The following is a 20,806-nucleotide window of genomic DNA, read 5'->3' as shown; positions in this document are numbered from 1 at the left end:
TCTCCTCAGGAATCCTGCTGCTGTGCCTGCGACAGAATGCCATGTTCCGGCAGGAGCTGCGGACCCGGGGTTCTTACTGTGCTTCGGCCGGACAGGCGCTACTGGTGCCGCAGCCGGTAGAACACGGCGGTGCCGTCGCTGCCGATCCTGATGTAGTGGGCCGCGAGCAGGGCCCGCATCGGCTGGATGTAGCGGGGCGAGTACGGTGCGTTGCCGGACTCGTCGACGATCACCACCGGCAGCCGCTTGGCCATCTCCTTGCCGAAGACCTTCCAGGAGTCGGAGACGCCCTGGTTCACGCCCACGCTGTCCGGTTCCCGCCCGCCGGCGAAGTTGGTCAGCAGCCCGGCGGTGAGGTAGCGGGTGGCCGGGGTCCGCCCGGAGAGCCAGTAGACCTCCGGGTTCATGCCCCAGACCAGCACCGTGTCCTGCGGCGCGGTCTCCTCGGAGACGTCGGTGGCCACCGAGACGGAGTGCTGCAGCGGCTGGTGCGGCCAGACGAAGCCGAGGCCGACGAAGACCGTGCCCGCCAGCGCGGTGTAGAGCAGGACCGGCCGCCAGTTCAGCGAGCCCCTGGCCACCGCGCCGACCCCGAGCAGCACCAGCGGCGGGACCAGCTGCAGGTAGTAGTGGCCGAAGAAGTGGAAGCCGGTGATCACGCCGAGGGCCGAGGCCGCGAGCCAGATCCACAGGTCGGCGTCCTCGCGGGCCCGGCGCCAGCGGCGGGCCAGCGGGACCAGCAGGCCGAGCGCGGCGGCGGCCAGGATCGCGGCGTTGCCGAGGGCCCGTTCCAGCATGGTCAGCCAGGCGCCGTCGAGCGAGGCGTAGTCGCTGCTCCCGGTGACCACCCAGAACAGGAAGTTCTTCACCCCGGTGGACAGCGCGATCACCAGCACCGGCAGCCCGAAGCCGAAGGCCAGCGCGGGCAGCGAGCCGCGGGCCGGCTGGCCGCCGTCCCTGCGGGCCTCCCGGCGGAGCATCCAGAGCACGGCGAGCAGCACCGCGCCGCCGGTCTGCTTGGTGAGCGCGGCGACCGCGGTGGCCGCGCCCGCCTGGGCCCAGCGGCGGTTCTGGGCGAACCAGAAGGCGGCTGCCGTGGCCGGCAGCATGAACACCTCGAAGGTGGCGGCCTGGGTGTCCTCCGGGGAGAGGCCGACCGAGACCAGCAGGTAGAGCACCCCGGCGGCGGCGCCGGCCCGGTTGCCCCAGCGCTGCCGGGCGATGGCCGCGAGCAGCACCGCGGTGCCGAGGTGCGCGCCGATGGCGAGCACCCGCAGCGGCCACAGCGAGGCTGAGCCGAACAGCCAGAACGCCCCCTCGTAGAGCCAAGGGAGCAGCGGGGGCTTGCGGTCCACCACGGTGTCGTAGAGCACGCCGCCGCCGGCCAGCATCCGGGCCTGGGTGGCGAGGTAGCCCTCGTCCGGGCTCCACACGGTACGGGCGAACGAGGGCAGGTGGGTGAGCACCGCCAGCGTGCCCAGCAGCGGGACCAGACGGGCCCAGTAGCCGGTGCGCAGCCGCTCGCGGGCGCGCGCCGCCAGCTCACCCAGCGTGGGCTGGGCCAGGGGCAGCGCGGCGGAGCTGCTGCCCATCCGGATCAGCGGCTCCCTGCGGTCTGACGGCTCGGTGGACACAGAGGTCACGCTACCCCGTGACCCCCGGCCCACGCAGGCGGGTTATCACCCGGCCCTGCCTGCGGCGGGAAACCGCAGCTCAGGGCCGGTGACGGGACTCAGAGCGCCAGGTCGCCGGCGCCCAGCTTGGCCACCAGGGCGGCCACCCGCTCGGCGATCGCGGGGGCGGTCAGCCCGATCTGCTCCAGGATCTGGTCGCGGCTGGCGTGGTCCAGGAACTCCTGCGGGATGCCGAAGTCCCGCAGCGGGACGTCCACCCCGGCGTCGCGCAGGGCCTGGGCGATGGTCGCGCCGACGCCGCCGACCCGGCCGTTGTCCTCGACCGTGACCACCACCCGGTGCTCGGAGGCCAGGCCGGGCAGCGCCGGGTCGACCGGCTTGACCCAGCGCGGGTCCACCACGGTGCTGCTGACGCCCTGGGCGGCGAGCAGCTCGGCCGCCTGCAGGCAGGTCGCGGCCATCGCGCCGACGGCCACCAGCAGCACGTCCGCGCGGACCGGTCCCACCGCCTCGCCGCTGTCGCGGAGCACGTCCATGCCGCCGATCCGTCCCACCGCGGGGATGGCCGGGCCGACGGTGCCCTTGGAGTAGCGGACCACGGTGGGGGCGTCCTCGACCGCGACGGCCTCCCGCAGCTGGGCCCTGAGCTGGTCGGCGTCGCGCGGGGCGGCCAGTCGCAGCCCGGGGACCACCTGCAGGATCGACATGTCCCACATGCCGTTGTGGCTGGCCCCGTCGGTACCGGTGACACCGGCCCGGTCCAGCACGAAGGTGACCCCGCACCTGTGCAGCGCCACATCCATCAGCACCTGGTCGAAGGCCCGGTTCAGGAAGGTCGCGTACACCGCGACGACCGGATGCAGCCCGCCGGTGGCCAGGCCGGCCGCGCTGACCGCGGCGTGCTGCTCGGCGATGCCGACGTCGAAGATCCGGTCGGGGAACTCCTTGGCGAACGGGGCCAGGCCGACCGGGTGCAGCATGGCCGCGGTGATGGCGACCAGGTCGCGGCGCTCGCGGCCGAGGGCCACCATCTCCTCGCCGAAGACCGAGGTCCAGTCCTGGCCGGCGGCCTTGCCATCAGGTCGCAGCACCGGCAGGCCGGTGTCGGGGTGGATCACTCCCACGGCGTGGAAGCGGTCCTCCTCGTTCTGCTCGGCGGCGCGGTAGCCGCGGCCCTTCTGGGTCAGGCAGTGCACGATGACCGGGCCGCCGAAGCCCTTGGCCCGCTTCAGCGCGGACTCCAGCGCCTGCTCGTCGTGGCCGTCGATCGGGCCGATGTACTTGAGGCCGAGGTCCTCGAACATGCCCTGCGGGGCGATGAAGTCCTTGAGGCCCTTCTTGGCGCCGTGCAGGGTCTCGAAGATCTGCTGGCCGACCACCGGGGTGCGCTGCAGCGAGGCCTTGCCCCAGGAGAGGAAGCGCTCGTAGCCCTGGGTGGTGCGCAGGGTGGCCAGGTGGTTCGCCATACCGCCGATGGTGGGCGAGTAGGAGCGCTCGTTGTCGTTGACCACGATGATCAGCGGGCGGTCCTGGGCCTCGGCGATGTTGTTCAGCGCCTCCCAGGCCATGCCGCCGGTGAGCGCGCCGTCGCCGATCACCGCGACCACGTGGCGGTCCTCGTGCCCGTGCAGCTCGTTGGCCTTGGCCAGGCCGTCGGCGTAGCCGAGCACGGTGGAGGCGTGCGAGTTCTCGATCACGTCGTGGTCGGACTCGGCCCGGGACGGGTAGCCGGACAGGCCGCCCCTGACCCGGAGCTGCGAGAAGTCCTGGCGGCCGGTGAGCAGCTTGTGCACATAGCTCTGGTGGCCGGTGTCGAAGAGGATCCGGTCCTTCGGGGAGTCGAACACCCGGTGCAGCGCGAGGGTGAGCTCGACCACGCCGAGGTTGGGACCGAGGTGGCCGCCCGTCTTGGACACCTCCTCGACCAGGAATCCCCTGATCTCCTCGGCCAGCACAGTGAGCTGGCCTGGGGTGAGCGGGTCCAGGTCGCGGGGTCCCCGGATGCGGGTCAGCAGGGCCACCCGTTCCTCCTTCGTAGTTGACTCCGTCTTTGAGCCAGGAGAGCTGAGTCTAGGACATACGACTGCCCGGCACCGGAGCGGTACGGTGCCGGGCAGTCGGTTTTTCCACCGGCCCGGCCGGGGCGGACCTCCCCCTCGGAGGTCCGGCCCGGCCGTCACGGCCGGAGGTTCGGTGCACGAACGCGGTGCGGGTCGGACGCCGGGTCAGGCGCGGCCGGCCGACTTCTGGGTGCGGCGCGCCAGCGAGTCGACGATCACGGCGGCGAGGAGCACCGCACCCATGATCATGTAGTTGGCGTCCTGGGTCAGGCCCAGCAGGTTCAGGCCGTACTGGATGGACTCGATCACCAGCACACCGAGCAGGGCGGACCAGACCCGGCCCCGGCCGCCGAAGAGGCTGGTGCCACCGATGACCGCGGCCGCGATGGCCATCATCAGGTTGTTGGGGTCGGCGCCGCCCTGGCCGGCCGCGTTGGTGGTACCGGCGATCGCCATGCCGGCCAGCGCAGCGAAGGCACCGGAGATCGCGAAGACCGAGATCCGGATCGCGGCGACGTTGATACCGGCGCGACGGCTGGCCTCGATGTTTCCGCCGACCGCGAAGACCTTGCGGCCGTAGGAGGTACGGCGGAGCACGAAGTCGGTGATGATCAGCAGCGCCAGGAACAGCACCGTGGCGTCCGGGATGCCCCGGTCCTGGTTCAGGATGTAGGCGATGCCGAAGGCGCCGACCGCCAGCAGGCCGACCCGCAGGCCGATCTCACTGGTGGGGCGGAACGGGACGCCGGCCTTGCGGCGGCGGCCCTGCTCGATGATGTTGCCGATCAGCATGGAAGCCACACCGAGCGCCGCCAGGATGTACGCCCCGGCGATGTCGCCGTTCAGGAAGAACGAGCTGCCCTGCAGGTAGTGGTTCAGCCCGGTGTCGGGCAGGTTGATGGTGCCGGTGGTGCCGAGCAGCCAGAGCATGACGCCCTGCCAGCCCAGGAAGCCGGCCAGGGTGACCACGAAGGCCGGGACGCCGAGCTTGGCGAAGACCGTGCCCTGCAGCGCGCCGATCACGGCCCCGGTGAGCAGGGTGACCAGCACGGCCACCCATGGGTTGATCCCGTGGTTGACCGCGAGCACCGCGAAGACCGCGGCGGACAGGCCGCTGAGCGAGCCGACCGAGAGGTCGATCTCGCCGAGCAGCAGCACGAAGACCAGGCCGACGGAGAGCAGGCCGATGCCGACCCCGTAGTAGGCCACGTAGGTGGCGGTGCTGGCCTTGAGGTAGGTGCTGTCGTTGAGGCTGAAGGCGAGCCAGATGATGATCAGGCCGATGACGACCGGCAGCGAGCCGAGCTCGCCGCCGCGCACCTTGCGCTTGAACTCGGTGGCGTAGCCCTTGAAGCCCTCTTCGCGGACCAGCAGGCGCGGGTCGATGGCGGGGGCCACCGCGGGCGCGGGAGTGTCGATGCTGTGCTTGCTCACTGGGTGGCCTCCGCCGTACGTGCCTGGCGTCGGGTCACCGCGTTCTCGGTGGCACCGGTGATCGCGGCGATGATGGTTTCCTGGGTGCTCTGCTGGACCGTGAACGTCCCGTTGTTGCTGCCGAGGCGCAGCACCGCGACGGTGTCCGCGACGGCGCGCACATCGGCCATGTTGTGGCTGATCAGGATGACGGCGAGGCCGCGCTCGCGGAGCCGCTCGACCAGGTCGAGGACCTGGGCGGTCTGCTCGACGCCGAGGGCCGCGGTGGGCTCGTCGAGGATGACGACCTTGGGGTCGCCGATCAGGGAGCGGGCGATGGCCACCACCTGACGCTGGCCGCCGGAGAGGCTGGCGACCGGGATGCGGACGCTGGGGATGCGGATGGAGAGGGTGCTGAGCAGCTCCCGCGCCTTCTGCTCCATGCTGACCTCGTCCAGGGTGCCGCGGTGCATCAGCTCGCGTCCCAGGAAGAGGTTGGCGACGACGTCCAGGTTGTCGCAGAGCGCCAGGTCCTGGTAGACGGTCGCGATGCCGAGGTGCTGGGCGTCCTGCGGGCGGGTGATGCTGACCGGCTGGCCCTCCCACTCGATGACACCGTCATCGATGGGGTGGACGCCGGCGATCGTCTTGACCAGGGTCGACTTTCCCGCGCCGTTGTCGCCGACCAGCGCGACCACCTCGCCGGCGTGGACCTCGAGCTCGACATCGGACAGCGCCTGGACGGCGCCGAACCGCTTGGAGACCCCGCGCAACGCCAGTACGGGTGCGCTTGTCACGTGAACCAACTCCTTAACCACCCGGTGCCTCGGGTGGGTTGCCGCGCCGTCCCGGGCGCAGACTCGTGCGGGTAAAGATGAAGATGCTGCTGCAGCCGTGTGGGACGGCACAGATGACTTCCCTACGGGGCGGGGACCACGGCTCGATCAGCAGTCATGGTCCCGCGCCGCGCCCCGCGCGGGAATCCCTCCGGCTGTGTTCCGGAACAGATACCCGGCGCGGGGCGAACCGAAGCGGCCCGGCCTGATGGGGCCGGGCCGCTTCGAGGACTACTTGATGCCGGCCGCGGTGCAGGCGGCGGCGAAGTCCGCGGTGCAGATCTGCGCGACGGTGTAGAACTTGTCCGCGACGATCGTCGACTCGACGTTGGCCTTGGTGATCAGGACCGGCGTCAGCAGCTGCGACGGGACGCTGTCACCCGAGGCGTTGGTCTTGGTGGCGGTCGCGACGGAGGAGATGTCGGTCCCGTTCAGCAGGTCCACCGCAAGGGTGCCGGCCGCGTCGGCCTCGGGGGCGTAGGCCTTGTAGATGGTGTAGGCCTGGGTGCCCGCGATGATCCGCTGCACGGCGTCCAGCTGAGCGTCCTGGCCACCGATCGGCAGCTTCTCCAGGCCCGCGGTCTTCATCGAGGAGATGATACCGACGGCCATGCCGTCGTTGGCCGAGTAGAAGCCGACGATGTTCTTGGCACCGACCGCGGCGATACCGGCGGTCGCCTTCTGCGCCGCGACGTCGGGCTTCCACAGGCCCGAGGCGTCGTAGCCGACGGTGAGCTTGCCGGCGATGGCCTCGGTGAAGCCCTTCTTGAAGTCCGCGGCGTTCGGGTCGGCCGAGTCGCCGTCGATCTCGACGATCTTGGCGGTCGGGGTGGCCTTGGAGCCGAGGGCGTCCAGCAGGCCCTGGCCCTGCAGCTTGCCGACAGCCTCGTTGTCGAAGGAGACGTAGGCCGAGACCGGGCCGCTGGCGAGGCGGTCGTAGGCGACGACCTTGATGCCCTTGTCCTTGGCGGCCTGCACCGAGGACTTGATCTGGGCGGAGTCGACCGCGTCGATGATCAGGACCTTCGCGCCCTGGTTGATCGCGGTGGTGACCTGCTGGGCCTGGGTCGCGGCCTGGCCGTTGGCGTTGTAGTACTTCACGACCGCGCTGGGCGCCAGCGCCTTGATCTTGGCCTCGATCAGCGGCTTGTCGAACTGCTCGTACCGGGTGGTGGTCGTCTCCGGCAGGAGCAGGCCGATGACCTGCGAGCCGCCGGCCGAGGACGAGGCCGAGGCGGAAGAGGAAGAGCTGCTGCTGCCGGCCTTGCCGCAAGCAGCCATACCGAGCGCCATCGAGATCGCAGCGGTCGCGACCACGGTACGGCGAAGAGAAGTGTTCATCTTGGGGGTGCCTCCCTGACGCGGTCGCCACTTTGCGACCGAGGTGTCACGGAGTCAACATCGCAGGTGAGGCTGACGTCAATAAGTAAATCCTCAACACCCCGAATCCGAACCTTTTCGTTATCTTCCTGAAGGCACGACTGCAACCGAACGTCCGGAGTCCCTACCCTCAGTGCTCGACAATGCCCCAGAGTCACCCATCTCGGACATCACCAGCGCCAAGGCTCCAAGCACCTCGGCCCGGCCGCCCAGGGTGCCCGGGACCACCGACAACTGCCGCGCGGCGCTGGGGATGGCGTACCGGGCCACCGACTCCCGGATCGGGTCCAGGACCAGGTCTCCCGCCTCGGCCAGATCGCCGCCGAGGATCACCCGGCGCGGGTTCAGCAGGTTGCAGAGATTGGCCACGCCGGTGCCGATCTGCCGCCCCACGTCGGCCAGCACCCGCCGGCAGCCGAGGTCCCCGCGCTGGGCCAGCTGGACCACCCGGGACAGCGTCAGATCGGTCCCGTGGCTGCTTGCGAGCAGGTTCAGGACGTGGCGAGACCCGACGAAGGTCTCCAGGCAGCCGCGGTTGCCGCAGCGGCACACCGGGCCGGACTCGTCCAGGGTGATGTGTCCGATCTCACCGGCCGTGCCGCCGGGCCCGCGGTAGATCTGACCGGAGATCACCAGACCGGCCCCGACACCGCTGGCGACCTTGATGTACGCGAGGTCGGACAGGCCGCGGCCGGCCCCCCAGACCAGCTCGCCGAGGGCGCCCAGGTTGGCGTCGTTGTCGACGTAGACGGGCATCCCCAGCCGGCTGGAGAGCTCCCGCCCGGGGGCGATGCCGGTCCAGCCGGGGAGGATCGCGGTGGAGCCCAGCGCGCCGGTCTCCCCGTCGATCGGCCCGGGGACGCCGAGGCCGACGCCGATCACCTTGTCGGTGCGGAAGCCGGTCTGCTCCAGCAGCCGGGCCACCAGCGTCTCGGCCCGGCCGAAGCCCTGGTCCGCCGAGGCGTCGGTGTCTATCGGCTCGCTCTCCTCGGCCAGCACCCGGTGCGCCAGGTTGCCGACCGCGACCCTGAGGTGGGAGTGTCCGAAGTCGACGCCCACCACGATCCCGGCGTCGGCGCTGAGCGAGACGCTGCGGGCCCGTCGGCCGCCGGAGGAGGTCGGGGTGACCACCACCGTGCCGACCTCTTTGAGCTCCCGGACGATGTTCGACACCGTCGCGGCGGAGAGTCCGGTGGTCCTGGCGATCTCCGCCTGGGTGAGCGACCCGGCCATCCGGACCGCTCTGAGCACCCGCTCCAGGTTGGCTCGATGAAGCGAGGACTGTGATCCTGGCGTGTCCGCGGACATGTTCCACCCTCCCGAGTCCTGGCAACCCGACCGTCCACCAGGGCTCCGCCGCGTCGTTGCGGCCAAGCTCAGTACAACTTGTGAAGCCTAAGCTCAACCAATAGGGCCCAGTCCCGTCAAGACTGAAGACTGATTGTTGCGAAACCTATGCCGCAGACGGGGATGAATCGGACGGCTCAGCGCGCTCCCCGGTGCGCGGCGATCCGGTCCCGGTACCAGCCGTAGGAGGCCTTGGGGGTGCGGACCTGGGTCTCGAAGTCCACATGGACCAGTCCGAAGCGCTGGTGGTACCCCTCGGCCCACTCGAAGTTGTCCAGCAGTGACCAGGTGAAGTAACCGCGGACGTCCACCCCCTGCGCGACGGCCGCGGCGACGGCGTCGATGTGCGCGTCGAGGTAGTCGATCCGGTCCTGGTCCCTGATCTCGCCGTCGACCGGGCGGTCCGGCTGGGAGCAGCCGTTCTCGGTGATCCACACCGGTGGCAGGGCGTCGCCGTAGCGCTGCCTCATCTGCAGCAGCAGCTCGGTCAGCCCGTCCGGGACCACCGGCCAGCCGAAGCCGGTGCGGGCGTACCCGGGGCCGGGCTCGGCCAGGTCGAACGGCAGGATGCCTGCGGAAGGGGCTGCGGGGCCGGCCGGGGCCGTCGGGGCGGCTGGGGCGACCACCCAGGTGGGGTTGTAGTAGTTCAGGCCGAGGCCGTCCAGCGGGGCGGCGATGGCCGCCAGGTCGCCGTCCCTGACCAGGCCGCCCCAGGTCGGCTCGGGCGCGCCGTAGCCGGAGAGGTCCGGGTAGCTCCCGAGCAGCAGCGGGTCGTTGAACAGCCGGTTGTGCAGGATGTCGTAAGCCTCGACGGCGGCCAGGTCCTCGGCCGAGCGCCCGCCGGGGCGGACCGGCGAGCAGTTGTTGGCGATCATCACCTGCGCGGCGCCGTGGGCCCGCAGCGCGGCGGTGGCCAGGCCGTGCCCGAGCAGCTGGTGGTGCGCCACCGGCAGGGCGTCCAGCAGCAGTGCCCGGCCGGGGGCGTGGATGCCGAAGGCGTAGCCGTAGGCCATGTGCACAAAGGGCTCGTTCAGGGTGATCCAGCGGGTCACCCGGTCGCCGAGCCGGTCGGCGGCGACGGCCGCGTACTCCGCGAAGCGGTGGGCGGTGTCGCGGTTCAGCCAGCCATCTGCGTCTTCGAGGGCCTGCGGGAGGTCCCAGTGGAACAGGGTGGGGACGGGGGCGATCCCGTTCGCGAGCAGCTCGTCCACCAGCCGGTCGTAGAAGTCCAGGCCGGCCTGGTTCACCGGGCCCGAGCCGGTGGGCAGGATCCGGGGCCAGGAGAGCGAGAAGCGGTAGGCGTCCAGGCCGAGGCCGCGCATCAGCGCGACGTCCTCGCGGTAGCGGTGGTAGTGGTCGCAGGCGGTGTGGCCGGTGTGGCCGTCGCGGACCGCGCCGGGGCGGGCGGTGAAGGTGTCCCAGATCGAGGGCCCCTTGCCGTCCTCGGCGGCGGCGCCCTCGATCTGGTAGGCCGCGGTGGACGCGCCCCAGCTGAACCCGGGCGGCAGCGGCGTGGTCGGCGTCGGAGTCGGCTTCGGCGTCGGCTCGGCCATCGGTGAGTACTCCAGTCGCTGCTCGCCCATTAATATGAGCAATGCTCGCGTTATCTGCTCGCCAACGCAACAACCGATCCGGCAGAGTAGGCCCATGCACACCGCAGTACGCCGTCGCCCGGTCCAACGCCGCAGCCTGGAGCGCTTCGAACGGATCCTCGACTCCTGCGGGGAACTCCTGGACGAGGTCGGCTACACCGGCCTCACCACCAAGGAGGTCGCCCGCCGGGCCCAGGTGCCGATCGGCACGCTCTACCAGTTCTTCCCCGGGATCGAGGGGCTGCTCGGCGCGCTGGCCCAGCGCAACCTGGAGCACTTCACCGAGCGGCTGTCCGGCCGGGTCGAGGCCGAACGCCCGGTCGACGTCGGCGCGCTGGTCGACCTCGCGGTCGACGAGTACGTGCTGATGCACCGGGCCACCCCCGGCTTCGGGGTGGTCGACTTCGGCGCGGTCGGCTGGGAGGACGCCGAAAGCACCCACATGCTGGACGCGGTGCTCGACAACAACACCGCTGTCGCGGACCGGCTCTGGACCTTCGCCGCCGACCTGCTCACCGACTCCTCCGGGCCCGATCCGCGGCTCGCCCTGCGGATCGCGCTGGAGTGCGCCGACGCCGTCCTGCGGCTCGCCTTCCGCACCGACCCGGACGGCGACCCGGTGCTGGTCGCCGAGTGCAAGCGGCTGCTGCGCGGCTATCTGGCCCCGTCCGGCTGACCGCGCACAGCCGACCGCGCACGCGCCGACGCCCGCCGCGAGGGGCGCGGCGGGCGTCGGCGTCGGGCTGGGTCACGCGGTGTCACGGGGCAGGCTAGAAGCCGGTGTTGAGGCCCTTGTCCAGGGCGGCGACCTCGTCGCCGGTGGCGGTGTCGTTGTCCAGGGACCAGGCCATCACGCCGCCGAGCCCGAGGTCGCGGGCGTAGGCGCCCTTGTCGCGGAGCACCTGCGGGGTGTCGTAGGTGTAGAAGGACTGGGTGGCGGCGTCGTACTTGGTGGTGGCGCCGGTGGTCCGGTCGAAGTGGACCGTGCCCGGGGTGCCCACCAGCACGTTGTACGGGATGCTGCCGAGGGTGCCGGTGGCGGGCTGGTACAGGCCGTTGTTCGTCGGGCCCACCCCGCTCCAGCCGTAGCCGTACAGCGGCGTGCCGAGGACGATCTTCTTCGCCGGGACGCCGTGCTTCAGGTAGTCGTACAGCACGCCGTCGACGTTGTAGTTCAGGTCCGCGGCCTTGGCCGGGTCCTTGGGGTCGCCGTGCAGGTTGGCCGCGTTGTTGGTCGGGCCGGTGGTCTCCCAGTTGCCGTGGAAGTCGTAGGCCATCACATTGAACCAGTCCACCGCCTTTGCGGCCTTGGACAGTTCGAGCTGGGCGATCTTCGGCCGGCCGGCCGAGGTGTCCGCGGTGAGCAGGTAGTGCTTGTGGGTCTGCTTGCCCAGCGCGTCCAGCTGCTTGCGGAACTCCTGGAGCAGCAGCGTGTAGTTGTGGCCGTCCTGCGGGCTGACCTGGTTGCCGTCCGCGCCGCCGCCGCCCGGGTACTCCCAGTCGATGTCGATGCCGTCGAAGATCCCGGCCGCCGCGCCCTGGCCGCCGTTGACGCCGTCCAGCACGGGCAGGTCGCCCTTGATGAACTGGTCGATGCAGGAGGAGACCAGCTTCTGCCGGGAGGCCGGGGTGGCCGCCGCGCTGGAGAAGTAGGTGGACCAGGTCCACCCGCCCAGGGTGATGATCGGGTGCAGCTGCGGGTACTTCGCCTTCAGCTCGCGGAGCTGGTTGAAGTTGCCCTTGAGCGGCTGGTCGGCGGTGTCGGCAACGCCGTTGACGGCCTCGTCGGCGCCGACCGGGCGCTGGTAGTCGGCCCAGGCGTCGCCCTGGCCGGCCGCGTTGGCCTCGAAGCAGGTGCCGTCCGCGCCGACGTTGCCGAAGGCGTAGTTGAGGGTGGTGAGCTTGGCGGCCTGGCCGCTGGTGTCGACCTTCTTGGCGGAGAAGCCGCTGTAGATCGACCACTGGGTGAAGAAGCCGACCCGCTGGCCGACCAGCGGGCGGGCGGAGTGGCCGGGGAGGCCGTGTGCGGAGGCGCTCGGGCCCGCGGCGAGAACCGTGCCGGTGGCGAGCGCGAGGACGGAGATCAGCCCGGTGGCCTTACGGCCGGAAACGGACGAACGCATGAGCGACCCTCTCGGGGGGTGAGCAGCGCAAAATTGGTCTGGACCAGGTGAAGAACAGGTATAGGCCAATTGCGCCACTCAGCACAAGAGGTGAATAGGAAACAGCTGTGCCCCCGATTCGGGGGCACAGCTGTTTTGGTGTCTCCTGGAGAACTACTTGGCGATCAGCGACCGCAGCACGTACTGCAGGATGCCGCCGTTGCGGTAGTAGTCCGCCTCACCGGGGGTGTCGATCCGCACCTTGGCGTCGAACTCCACGTCACCCGCCTTGACCTTCACGGTCTCCGGGATGCCGCCGTCGTTCAGCGCGGTCACGCCGGTGATGGAGAAGGTCTCCTCGCCGGTCAGGCCCAGCGAGTCGGCGCTGGCGCCCTCCGGGAACTGCAGCGGGAGCACGCCCATGCCGATCAGGTTGGAGCGGTGGATCCGCTCGTAGGACTCGGCGACGACGGCCTTGACGCCCAGCAGCGCCGTGCCCTTCGCGGCCCAGTCGCGGGAGGAGCCGGAGCCGTACTCCTTACCGGCCAGGATCACCAGCGGGGTGCCCGCCGCCTGGTAGTTCTGCGCGGCGTCGTAGATGAACGACACCGGCGCGTCGGCCTGGCTGAAGTCGCGGGTGTACCCGCCCTCGGTCCCCGGCGCGATCTGGTTGCGCAGGCGGATGTTGGCGAACGTTCCGCGGATCATCACCTCGTGGTTGCCGCGGCGCGAGCCGTACGAGTTGAAGTCGCGCTTCTCCACGCCGTGCTCGGTGAGGTACTGCGCCGCCGGGGTGCCCGGCTTGATGTTGCCGGCCGGGGAGATGTGGTCGGTGGTGACCGAGTCGCCCAGCTTGGCCAGCACCCGGGCGCCGGCGAAGTCCACCACCGGGCTCGGCTCGTGCGCCATGCCCTCGAAGTACGGGGGCTTCCGGACGTAGGTGGACTCGCTGTCCCACTCGAAGGTGTTGCCGGTGGGGATCGGCAGCGACTGCCAGCGCTGGTCGCCGGCGAAGACGTCCGCGTAGTCCTTGGTGAACATGTCCTGGTCGATCGACGAGGCCACGACCTCGGCGATCTCCTGCTCCGACGGCCAGATGTCGGCCAGGTAGACCGGCTTGCCCTCGGCGTCGGTGCCCAGCGCGTCGCGGGTGATGTCGACGTTCATGTTGCCGGCGATGGCGTAGGCGACCACCAGCGGCGGCGAGGCCAGGTAGTTCATCTTGACGTCGGGGTTGATCCGGCCCTCGAAGTTGCGGTTGCCGGAGAGCACCGAGACCGCGGCCAGGTCGTGCTCGTTGATCGCGGCCGAGACCTCCTCGATCAGCGGGCCGGAGTTGCCGATGCAGGTGACGCAGCCGTAGCCGACCAGGTCGAAGCCCAGCTTCTCCATGTAGGGGATCAGGCCGGCCTTCTCGTAGTAGTCCATGACGACCTTGGACCCGGGGGCCAGGGTGGTCTTGACCCAGGGCTTGGCGTGCAGGCCCCGCTCCACGGCCTTCTTGGCGAGCAGGGCCGCGCCCAGCATCACCGAGGGGTTGGAGGTGTTGGTGCAGGAGGTGATCGAGGCGATCACCACCGCGCCGTTGTCGATCTCGTAGGTCGAACCGTCGGCCGCGGTGACCAGCGTCGGCTGGTGGAAGCCGTTGGTGACGGCCGGGGAGTCGGAGGCCGGGAAGGACTCCTTGCCGGACTCGTCGTCCACCGCGATGTAGTCGCGCACCGCGTGGCGGAAGCGCTCGGCGGCCTCGGCCAGGATCACCCGGTCCTGCGGGCGCTTCGGCCCAGCGATGGACGGGACCACGGTGGCCAGGTCCAGCTCGATGTACTCGGAGTAGACCGGCTCGACCTCGGGGTCGTGCCACAGGCCCTGGGCCTTGGCGTACGCCTCGACCAGGGCGAGCTGCTGCTCGCTGCGGCCGGTCAGCTTGAGGTAGGTGATGGTCTCGGCGTCGATCGGGAAGATGGCGCAGGTGGAGCCGAACTCCGGCGACATGTTGCCGATGGTGGCCCGGTTCGCCAGCGGGATCGAGCTGACGCCCGCCCCGTAGAACTCGACGAACTTGCCGACCACGCCGTGCTTGCGCAGCATCTCGGTGATGGTCAGCACCAGGTCGGTGGCGGTGGCCCCGGCCGGCAGCGCGCCGTTCAGCTTGAAGCCGACCACGCGCGGGATCAGCATCGAGACCGGCTGGCCCAGCATCGCGGCCTCGGCCTCGATGCCGCCGACGCCCCAGCCCAGCACGCCCAGGCCGTTGACCATGGTGGTGTGCGAGTCGGTGCCGACACAGGTGTCGGGGTAGGCCTGGCCGTTGCGGACCATGACCGTGCGGGCCAGGTGCTCGATGTTGACCTGGTGCACGATGCCCGTGCCCGGCGGGACGACCTTGAACTCGTCGAACGCGGTCTGGCCCCAGCGCAGGAACTGGTAGCGCTCGCGGTTGCGGCCGTACTCGATCTCGACGTTCTGCGAGAAGGAGTCCCTGGTGCCGAACTTGTCGGCGATGACCGAGTGGTCGATGACCAGCTCGGCCGGGGCCAGCGGGTTGATCTTCGCCGGGTCGCCGCCCAGTTCCTTGACGGCCTCACGCATGGTCGCCAGGTCGACGACGCAGGGGACGCCGGTGAAGTCCTGCATGATCACGCGGGCGGGCGTGAACTGGATCTCCTGGTTGGGCTGCGCGGTGGCGTCCCATCCACCCAGCGCCCGGATGTGGTCGGCGGTGATGTTCGCGCCGTCCTCCGTGCGGAGCAGGTTCTCCAGGAGCACCTTCAGGCTGTAGGGGAGGCGCGCGGCGCCCTCGACCTTGTCCAGCTTGAAGATCTCATACGACTCGTCGCCCACCTGCAGCGAGCTGCGGGCGTCGAAGCTGTTGGCGGACACGACTGTCTCCCTGAGTGTCTTACCGAGGATATCTTGATGTCGAGATAACCATAGTGCATGCCGCTCCCCGACGCGCGACCGCTGTCATCCAATCGAGGCGTTTACCCAGCGAAACCATTCGTTCCACCCTCCGTCTCAGTGAACCTAGTCGTGCGGGTGATCACACTGGGGGTCTGGGCGGCTGTACCGGTTGGGGTGGATCTTGCAGAGCCGTACATCGAGCTGTCGTACGTGGACGCGGTACACGAGCCGCAACGCCGTCCACTGCTGGATTGCGTGACGGCCCGGTTCGAGGACGTGGGGCCGGTGCGGCCGTTTCGCTGGTCTCGTGGTGAGCGTCACTTCGCGGGCTGGTACCTGGGCAGCAACGACCGGGCAGCACGTCGGCTTCGAGTCCTGGCTGGAGCGCGACCGGCTTCTGCTCCTGGACTTCGATCTGAGGGTGGCCGGGATCGCCTCGCAACCTTTCTGGCTGCACTGGCATGTCGGCCAGCGGGAGCGCCGACCACGCCCCGGACTACTTCGTACGCCGCGTGGACGGCTCGGCAGTGGTGATCGATGTCCGCGCGGACGAGCGGATCGAGCCGAAGGACATGGAGGCGTTCGAGGCAACGCGGATGGCTTGTGCTCAGGCGGAGTGGGGGTTAGAGCGGGCCGGAACGCCGAAGGCGGCGCTGATGGCGAGTGCTCGGTGGCTGTCGCGCTACCGGCATCCACGATGCCTGGACCGCACGGCTGCGAACCGCCTGCGGGAGGTTTTCGCGAACCCGGGGCCGCTGCTGTCGGGGGCCGACGCGGCGGGTGACCGGCTCGCGACACTGCCCGCGCTGTTCCATCTGCTCTGGCGCCAGGAACTGGTCGCCGAGGATCTGTCGATCCATCTGACGGGCCCACGCACGATCGTGGGCGTGGTCGGGAGGGATGCTCGATGAGCGGGAAAGGGCGGCTCGCAGAGTTCCCCGGGACGGCGGCTGAACAGGAATTTTGGTGGGAGGGCCACATCTTGGAGGTGCTGCACGGGCTGCCGCTGGGGCCGTCGGATGAGACAGTGCCTCGGCCTGAGTTCGACCCCGGGCAGCACTCGTTGGCTGAGCGCGAGCGGTCCAAGGCGGCCGCGTTGACGGCGGCCAGGCACAAGGTGACAGCCAGCGGGATCAAGCAGCGGCGCCAGCGCTACCAGCGTGACGGCCTGGTCGGACTGGCCGACGGCCGGTCGGCCAAGCAGATGCCAGCCTTCGGCAAGGTCGATGCGGCAGTGGCGGGGGGCGATGCGGCAGGCGATCGACTTGACGGCCGAGGACTCCTTGAAGACGATCGGATTCCTCGCCTGGCGGACCAAGGAGATCCTGGTCGGCCGTGAGGACGCCGCAGGTGTTAAGGGCCCTTCCCGGGCCACTCTGTACTGGCTCTACAGCAAGCTGGCGATGGGCACGCACACGCCGGTCGGTCAAGGCACGGCCGTCCGGCCCGTTCGGGGAAATTCCGACCAGTGCGCCGGGCGAGCTGATGCAGATCGACTCGATCCCGCTGGATGTGCTGGTGCGGCCGGACGACGGGATCGCGGAGAAGTTCAAGCTGACGGCGATGGTCGAAATCGTGACGAGGTCGATCACGGCGGCAGTGCTGCGGCTGCCAACTACCAAGGCCGCGGACGCTTCCGCGCTACTGGCCCGCAACGTCACCCCGGAGGCGATGCGGCCCGGCTGGTCAGAGGCCCTGCGGATGTCCCGTGTTCGAGCGCGGCCCGCTCGGCGGGCTCCAGTTCGGCAGTGCGGAGGAAGTCGGCGACCTTGCCCGGCATGTCGAGCGTGACCGGCAGCTCCGGGGCGGGCGCGTCCTCCTCGATGGCGGTGTGGTCGGGCAGGAGGTCAGCGACGACGGTTCGGATCGCGCCGCGCCTGACCCGGTGGTCTCGGGCGAGGGCCGCGATGGAGTGGCCTTCCAGGTACGAGGTGCGTACGTCGGCGGTCTTCGCGGCCGCCACGGCGGGCGGCGCACGCAGGCCTGGCTGTCCAGCAAGAGATGACCCCCACCGCTGAGCGGTGGGGGTCATCTCTGTGCTCTCTTCGTGCGTTACCGGGAAGCCCTGCGCGAGGCGGCTCGCCGGGGCGTGCCGAGCGTGGGGAGCCGCTTGGTGTCGAGGGGCCGCAGGACCGTTCCGATCCGGCCCTCGATCCTGCGCACGAGGTCTTCCTCGGTGTCCGGGGCCAGCGGGACCACCATCAGGCGGGTCCACCGAGCGGCGCGTCCGCGCAGTACGTGCTCGTGGACGCGGTCACCGACCGACCCCTCGCGGATCGCGCTCCCGGTGTAGCGGATTACGTTCTCAAAGTCGGCGGCGATGTAGACGCCCGTCGAGAACTCTTTCCAAGCCCCACCCTCGGTGATCTGCAGGACCGTCGAGGCAGCCGGAACGCGCCGCAGCAGCGCGGAGCCGGCGAGATCGCACGCGGTGCCGTAGTTCTCCGGGGTCAGCGTGTACGCGGAGCGCTTCATCGGGCGTCACTGATCTCGTCCAGGTCAGCCCGCATCCGGTCGGCTCGGCGGCGCGCGCCTCGCCACTCCGAGACGAGGTCAGTGATCTCGACGAGCGTGTCCCGCACGTTGGAGTTGCTGAATCCCAACGTGTCCACCAGCGCCACGCCATCCTCGCCGGTCACGTTGCCGACCCTCTGGGCCGCGGAGAGCAGGTCGTCGATGCGCTCCTGGAAGTCCTTGAGCGCCGCAGCAAATCGGTCTTCGGGGGTTTCGTGGGTGATGCCCTCTCCCTCGGACAGGTCGGCGAGTTCGCGCAGACGCCCTGGGGTGAGGATCTCGGCGGCCGGGATGAGGGTGTCCTGTGGCATGGTGCCGTCGGCCAGCTCCTGCGGGTCCCGTCCGGCCCGGCCGTCCAGCACAACCTGGCACAGCTGGCGCAGGCCGACGTCGGACTTGGTCAGCTGCCGCATGATCTGCTGGGGCTCGGCGTTACTGCCGCGGCCGCCGAACTCGGAACGGGTCAGCAGCTGGGTGCGGCCTCCGACCAGGTGGTAGCTGGCAAGCGCAGCGAGCTCGGCGGTGGCGGGACCAGCAGCGTCACCGGCCTGTACGAGTTCGCGGAGCGCCTCGGCCAGCAGGTCGAGCGGGTGGCCGCAAGTCAGCTCGACGCCGCGCAGGACCGACCAGCGCCAGGCCCGGTCGAGCGCGGATCGCAGGGCCGTGAGCCGCTTGTCCGCGGGGAAGCCCCGCAAGGCGACCTCGGCGGCCAGCTGGGTGCGCTCCTCCAGCTTGGGCTTCGCACCAGTGAGGTCGGCGATGGCGTCGTTGACCGCGCGGGCCTGGCGCTTGTTCGGGTGGGGGTTGAGAGTCCCGCAGGCCAGAACAGCGACCTGGTCAGGGAGGAGGCCGTGCTTGCGGTCCGTGCCATCGAGGATGTCCCGGACGCTTTCGGCGGTCATCCCGGAGGGGATGATCAGCAGGCCGCGTTCGTAGAGGTTGTCCACCGCGGCGTTCGCCTTGGCGTTCAGGGTGGTGGCGATGGAGAAGGTCATGGGCGGCGCCATGTGCAGGTGCGCCACGAACCGCCGGCGAGCCCGGTCGAACCCCCGCGGGGCGGAGTAGCCGATGATCACCCGGGCGTTGGGCATGATCGAGCAGCGGACCATGCGTGCCTGGTCGTCCGTGACGATGTCGCTTCCAGCCCACTCCACGAGGTCGCGGAGCAGGAGGCTCGCGCGACGGCTGCCGGGCCGCAGGTTCCAGGCAGCGTCCTTGAACGTGATGCCGAGTCCCTGGTGGCTGGCGACAGTACGGCCGAAGGCGTCCGTGGACTCCAGTCGTGTCACCGTGCCAAGGTCCGTGGTCAGCCGGACGGCGCTCAGCCATCCCGGCGTTTCGATACCGCGGTCCAGGATGGAGCCGATGTGCGGGTTGTTGTTCACCATGTCGGTGATCCGCGGGGCCATCGCGTCGATCATCTTGTCGGCCGAGTCCATCTCGAAGGTGAGCAGCGCCTCCCCCTCGACAGCTCCGAATCGAGGCATGGGGATCGTGCCGCGGGCGCGCTCGTCCTCGAACCGGATGTTGTCCGGCGACGGCAGGATGCGCCAGGTCACGACGTCGAACTCGATGTACGTGAACTCCTCGGAGCCGAAGCGCTGGATCTTCGGCGAGCGCAGAGCCCGGCGAAGCTGCTGCTGGTCGGCGGCGGCCGCAGCCAGCACCTCGGCCATCTCGGGGCTCAGCCCGATCGCGACACCTGCGGCGACGCTCTTGTCGATCACCGCCTGCGAGGCAGGCGGACGCAGACGCGCACCGATGAGTCGGTGGTCGACAGTGTCCGACTCGGTGGAGAAGGGGAGTGGCGGCTCGGCCGCAGACGTGGGTACGTGGGACACGGGAGTCTTCCTCAGTCTCTCGATCTGCTCGCCGATGTGGCGACAGAGGGCGAGGGCTGGGACCTGACTCGGCACCGTTGCCCCCACCTGCCCTCCCGGCCGGGTGGCCGTCCAGGGTTGTGGCGCACCACCGCCCAACTCACCGTTCCTTCAGGGCACTCGCCGGTTACTGACGAGCGTTGCCTTGGTACGACCTGGTCACCTAGCTGGCAACCGCCGTACTGGAAAGATGAACTGACGATGATGCAACTAGCCGAGAAGAGTAGCACCAAGTGCCCCATGTCGAACAGGGTTGTCGTCAGGGTCAGTTCCACCACCCTCGGCTGAAAGCGACCCGCTTTGGCTGGCCGCCCTTCACCCCAGCGGCCGGATCGTCGGCGGCCACGGTCTGCAGCGGCCGGTGGCCCTTGTCGTCGAGCTGGGCGAGTTCGCGCTCGTAGTCGGCGGTGATGGAGCCGTAGTAGTTCACCGCTGAGCTGCGGTCCGGGGAGATGTGCGCCAAGACCTCGGCGTCCACCTCGCGGCCGGCCCCGTGCAGCTGGTCGACGGCCAGGCCCATGCACTCCGTGTGCCAGCAGATGACCGCGTTCGTGACGACGGTCAGGCACCACGCCTGCTCGTTCTGCCGCTCGGGCTAGCGGCAGGTGATCTTGCCCTCGCAGGCATAGTGAAGCTGGCGGCGCGGGGCGTGGATGCACTCGCCCTTGTTCAGCTGCCGGGCGATCCTGCGCCGGCAGCCCTCGTCCGACAGGAACTTCGCCCCCTAGATCGTAGGTCGCTCACGTCGTCGCGTTCGTCCATCACCAGCGGCAGAGCCTCAGAGACGTCAAGGCTCTTGCCGACCAGGCGGCAGAACTCCGCACGGTGTTCGCCCCACTGGGCGGGGGTGAACAGGTAGGCGGCCGAGTTGTCGTAGCGGCGCGAGCCGGGCACGAACATGTCCTCCGAGCGCAGGCCATCGCGCAGCGCGAGCAGCGTGCACAGCTCCCAGTAGTGCCGGTGGGCGGTCGCGTCCCCTTGGCCGCGGCCTCGTCCGGGTAGCCCTGCCACCGGGACGGTACTAGGGTCTGTTTCATAAGTGGATCAAGGTCTGCAATGATCCACTCGTGGGGCGTGGGGATCTGACGAGTGAGCAATGGGCCAGACTGGAGCCGTTGTTGCCGGTGGGCAAGAAGCCGGGGCG

General features: G+C 69.9%; 16 protein-coding genes and 1 pseudogene. 3 read left to right on the top strand and 14 right to left on the bottom strand.

Annotation, left to right across the window (positions count from 1 at the left end; genetic code table 11):
* Window positions 1-98: 98 nt before the first annotated feature.
* The 7 genes from ACEZDG_RS37095 to ACEZDG_RS37065 all read right to left on the bottom strand — a co-directional run bounded on the left by ACEZDG_RS37095 (window position 99) and on the right by ACEZDG_RS37065 (window position 10,223).
* The gene (locus ACEZDG_RS37095) at window positions 99-1,634 is read right to left on the bottom strand and encodes an ArnT family glycosyltransferase (RefSeq protein ID WP_380519222.1); all 1,536 of its coding nucleotides are present in this window, start codon (window positions 1,632-1,634) and stop codon (window positions 99-101) included.
* A 98-nt stretch (window positions 1,635-1,732) separates the two neighbouring features.
* Complete coding sequence (dxs, locus tag ACEZDG_RS37090) at window positions 1,733-3,655, bottom strand: 1-deoxy-D-xylulose-5-phosphate synthase (protein WP_380519220.1); 1,923 nt, start codon at window positions 3,653-3,655, stop codon at window positions 1,733-1,735.
* Window positions 3,656-3,859: 204 nt separating this feature from the next.
* Entirely contained in the window at window positions 3,860-5,128 is a 1,269-nt protein-coding gene (locus ACEZDG_RS37085) for a sugar ABC transporter permease (protein WP_380519218.1), read from the bottom strand.
* Entirely contained in the window at window positions 5,125-5,913 is a 789-nt protein-coding gene (locus ACEZDG_RS37080) for an ATP-binding cassette domain-containing protein (protein WP_380519216.1), read from the bottom strand. Before ACEZDG_RS37080 ends, ACEZDG_RS37085 begins: the two co-directional genes overlap by 4 nt.
* A 261-nt stretch (window positions 5,914-6,174) precedes the next feature.
* Window positions 6,175-7,284, bottom strand: a complete 1,110-nt coding sequence (locus ACEZDG_RS37075; protein ID WP_380519214.1) for a substrate-binding domain-containing protein — start codon at window positions 7,282-7,284, stop codon at window positions 6,175-6,177.
* A gap of 120 nt (window positions 7,285-7,404) precedes the next feature.
* Window positions 7,405-8,631, bottom strand: coding sequence for an ROK family transcriptional regulator (locus ACEZDG_RS37070; protein ID WP_380519212.1), 1,227 nt, complete (start codon window positions 8,629-8,631; stop codon window positions 7,405-7,407).
* Window positions 8,632-8,807: 176 nt separating this feature from the next.
* Window positions 8,808-10,223 (bottom strand): GH1 family beta-glucosidase, encoded by a 1,416-nt coding sequence (locus tag ACEZDG_RS37065; RefSeq protein WP_380519267.1) that lies wholly within the window; start codon window positions 10,221-10,223, stop codon window positions 8,808-8,810.
* Window positions 10,224-10,317: 94 nt separating this feature from the next.
* Between ACEZDG_RS37065 and ACEZDG_RS37060 the strand changes: the two genes are divergently transcribed.
* Window positions 10,318-10,938 (top strand): TetR family transcriptional regulator, encoded by a 621-nt coding sequence (locus ACEZDG_RS37060; RefSeq protein ID WP_380519210.1) that lies wholly within the window; start codon window positions 10,318-10,320, stop codon window positions 10,936-10,938.
* Between the two features lie 94 nt (window positions 10,939-11,032).
* On the opposite strand, the gene ACEZDG_RS37055 is transcribed toward ACEZDG_RS37060, so the two are convergent.
* Together ACEZDG_RS37055 and acnA are read right to left on the bottom strand one after the other, a co-directional pair.
* Window positions 11,033-12,385, bottom strand: a complete 1,353-nt coding sequence (locus tag ACEZDG_RS37055) for a glycoside hydrolase family 18 protein (RefSeq protein ID WP_380519208.1) — start codon at window positions 12,383-12,385, stop codon at window positions 11,033-11,035.
* A gap of 153 nt (window positions 12,386-12,538) precedes the next feature.
* The gene (gene acnA, locus ACEZDG_RS37050) at window positions 12,539-15,247 is read right to left on the bottom strand and encodes an aconitate hydratase AcnA (protein ID WP_380519206.1); all 2,709 of its coding nucleotides are present in this window, start codon (window positions 15,245-15,247) and stop codon (window positions 12,539-12,541) included.
* Window positions 15,248-15,795: 548 nt separating this feature from the next.
* Between acnA and ACEZDG_RS37045 the strand changes: the two genes are divergently transcribed.
* Window positions 15,796-16,179 carry a TnsA-like heteromeric transposase endonuclease subunit gene (locus ACEZDG_RS37045; RefSeq protein WP_380519204.1) on the top strand — a complete coding sequence of 128 codons (384 nt, stop codon included), beginning with the start codon at window positions 15,796-15,798 and terminating at the stop codon, window positions 16,177-16,179.
* Complete coding sequence (locus ACEZDG_RS37040) at window positions 16,176-16,607, top strand: hypothetical protein (RefSeq protein ID WP_380519202.1); 432 nt, start codon at window positions 16,176-16,178, stop codon at window positions 16,605-16,607. The genes ACEZDG_RS37045 and ACEZDG_RS37040 overlap by 4 nt, the downstream gene beginning before the upstream one ends.
* A 318-nt stretch (window positions 16,608-16,925) precedes the next feature.
* Here ACEZDG_RS37040 and ACEZDG_RS37035 read toward each other — a convergent pair whose 3' ends face one another.
* The 5 genes and pseudogenes from ACEZDG_RS37035 to ACEZDG_RS37015 all read right to left on the bottom strand — a co-directional run bounded on the left by ACEZDG_RS37035 (window position 16,926) and on the right by ACEZDG_RS37015 (window position 20,673).
* Window positions 16,926-17,231, bottom strand: coding sequence for a hypothetical protein (locus tag ACEZDG_RS37035; protein ID WP_380519200.1), 306 nt, complete (start codon window positions 17,229-17,231; stop codon window positions 16,926-16,928).
* A gap of 89 nt (window positions 17,232-17,320) precedes the next feature.
* Window positions 17,321-17,743, bottom strand: a complete 423-nt coding sequence (locus tag ACEZDG_RS37030; RefSeq protein WP_380519198.1) for a hypothetical protein — start codon at window positions 17,741-17,743, stop codon at window positions 17,321-17,323.
* Entirely contained in the window at window positions 17,740-19,623 is a 1,884-nt protein-coding gene (locus ACEZDG_RS37025) for a hypothetical protein (RefSeq protein ID WP_380519196.1), read from the bottom strand. Before ACEZDG_RS37025 ends, ACEZDG_RS37030 begins: the two co-directional genes overlap by 4 nt.
* Window positions 19,624-19,927: 304 nt before the next feature.
* A pseudogene (locus ACEZDG_RS37020) lies at window positions 19,928-20,335 on the bottom strand (Tn3 family transposase).
* A complete protein-coding gene (locus ACEZDG_RS37015; protein WP_380519195.1) occupies window positions 20,332-20,673 on the bottom strand; it encodes a hypothetical protein in 342 nt (113 codons plus the stop codon). Before ACEZDG_RS37015 ends, ACEZDG_RS37020 begins: the two are co-directional and overlap by 4 nt.
* Window positions 20,674-20,806 lie beyond the last annotated feature (133 nt).

This window comes from Streptacidiphilus alkalitolerans (genome assembly GCF_042511045.1).
Taxonomy (GTDB): Bacteria; Actinomycetota; Actinomycetes; order Streptomycetales; family Streptomycetaceae; genus Streptacidiphilus; species Streptacidiphilus alkalitolerans.
This window is presented reverse-complemented; position numbering and strand designations above follow the sequence as displayed.

What these genes read in the sequence shown, in the direction of transcription:
- ACEZDG_RS37030 (WP_380519198.1), bottom strand. Translation starts at nt 17,743, where the DNA reads ATGAAGCGCTCCGCGTACACGCTGACCCCGGAGAACTACGGCACCGCG.
- ACEZDG_RS37070 (WP_380519212.1), bottom strand. Translation starts at nt 8,631, where the DNA reads ATGTCCGCGGACACGCCAGGATCACAGTCCTCGCTTCATCGAGCCAAC.
- ACEZDG_RS37075 (WP_380519214.1), bottom strand. Translation starts at nt 7,284, where the DNA reads ATGAACACTTCTCTTCGCCGTACCGTGGTCGCGACCGCTGCGATCTCG.
- ACEZDG_RS37040 (WP_380519202.1), top strand. Translation starts at nt 16,176, where the DNA reads ATGAGCGGGAAAGGGCGGCTCGCAGAGTTCCCCGGGACGGCGGCTGAA.
- ACEZDG_RS37060 (WP_380519210.1), top strand. Translation starts at nt 10,318, where the DNA reads ATGCACACCGCAGTACGCCGTCGCCCGGTCCAACGCCGCAGCCTGGAG.
- ACEZDG_RS37065 (WP_380519267.1), bottom strand. Translation starts at nt 10,223, where the DNA reads ATGGCCGAGCCGACGCCGAAGCCGACTCCGACGCCGACCACGCCGCTG.
- ACEZDG_RS37055 (WP_380519208.1), bottom strand. Translation starts at nt 12,385, where the DNA reads ATGCGTTCGTCCGTTTCCGGCCGTAAGGCCACCGGGCTGATCTCCGTC.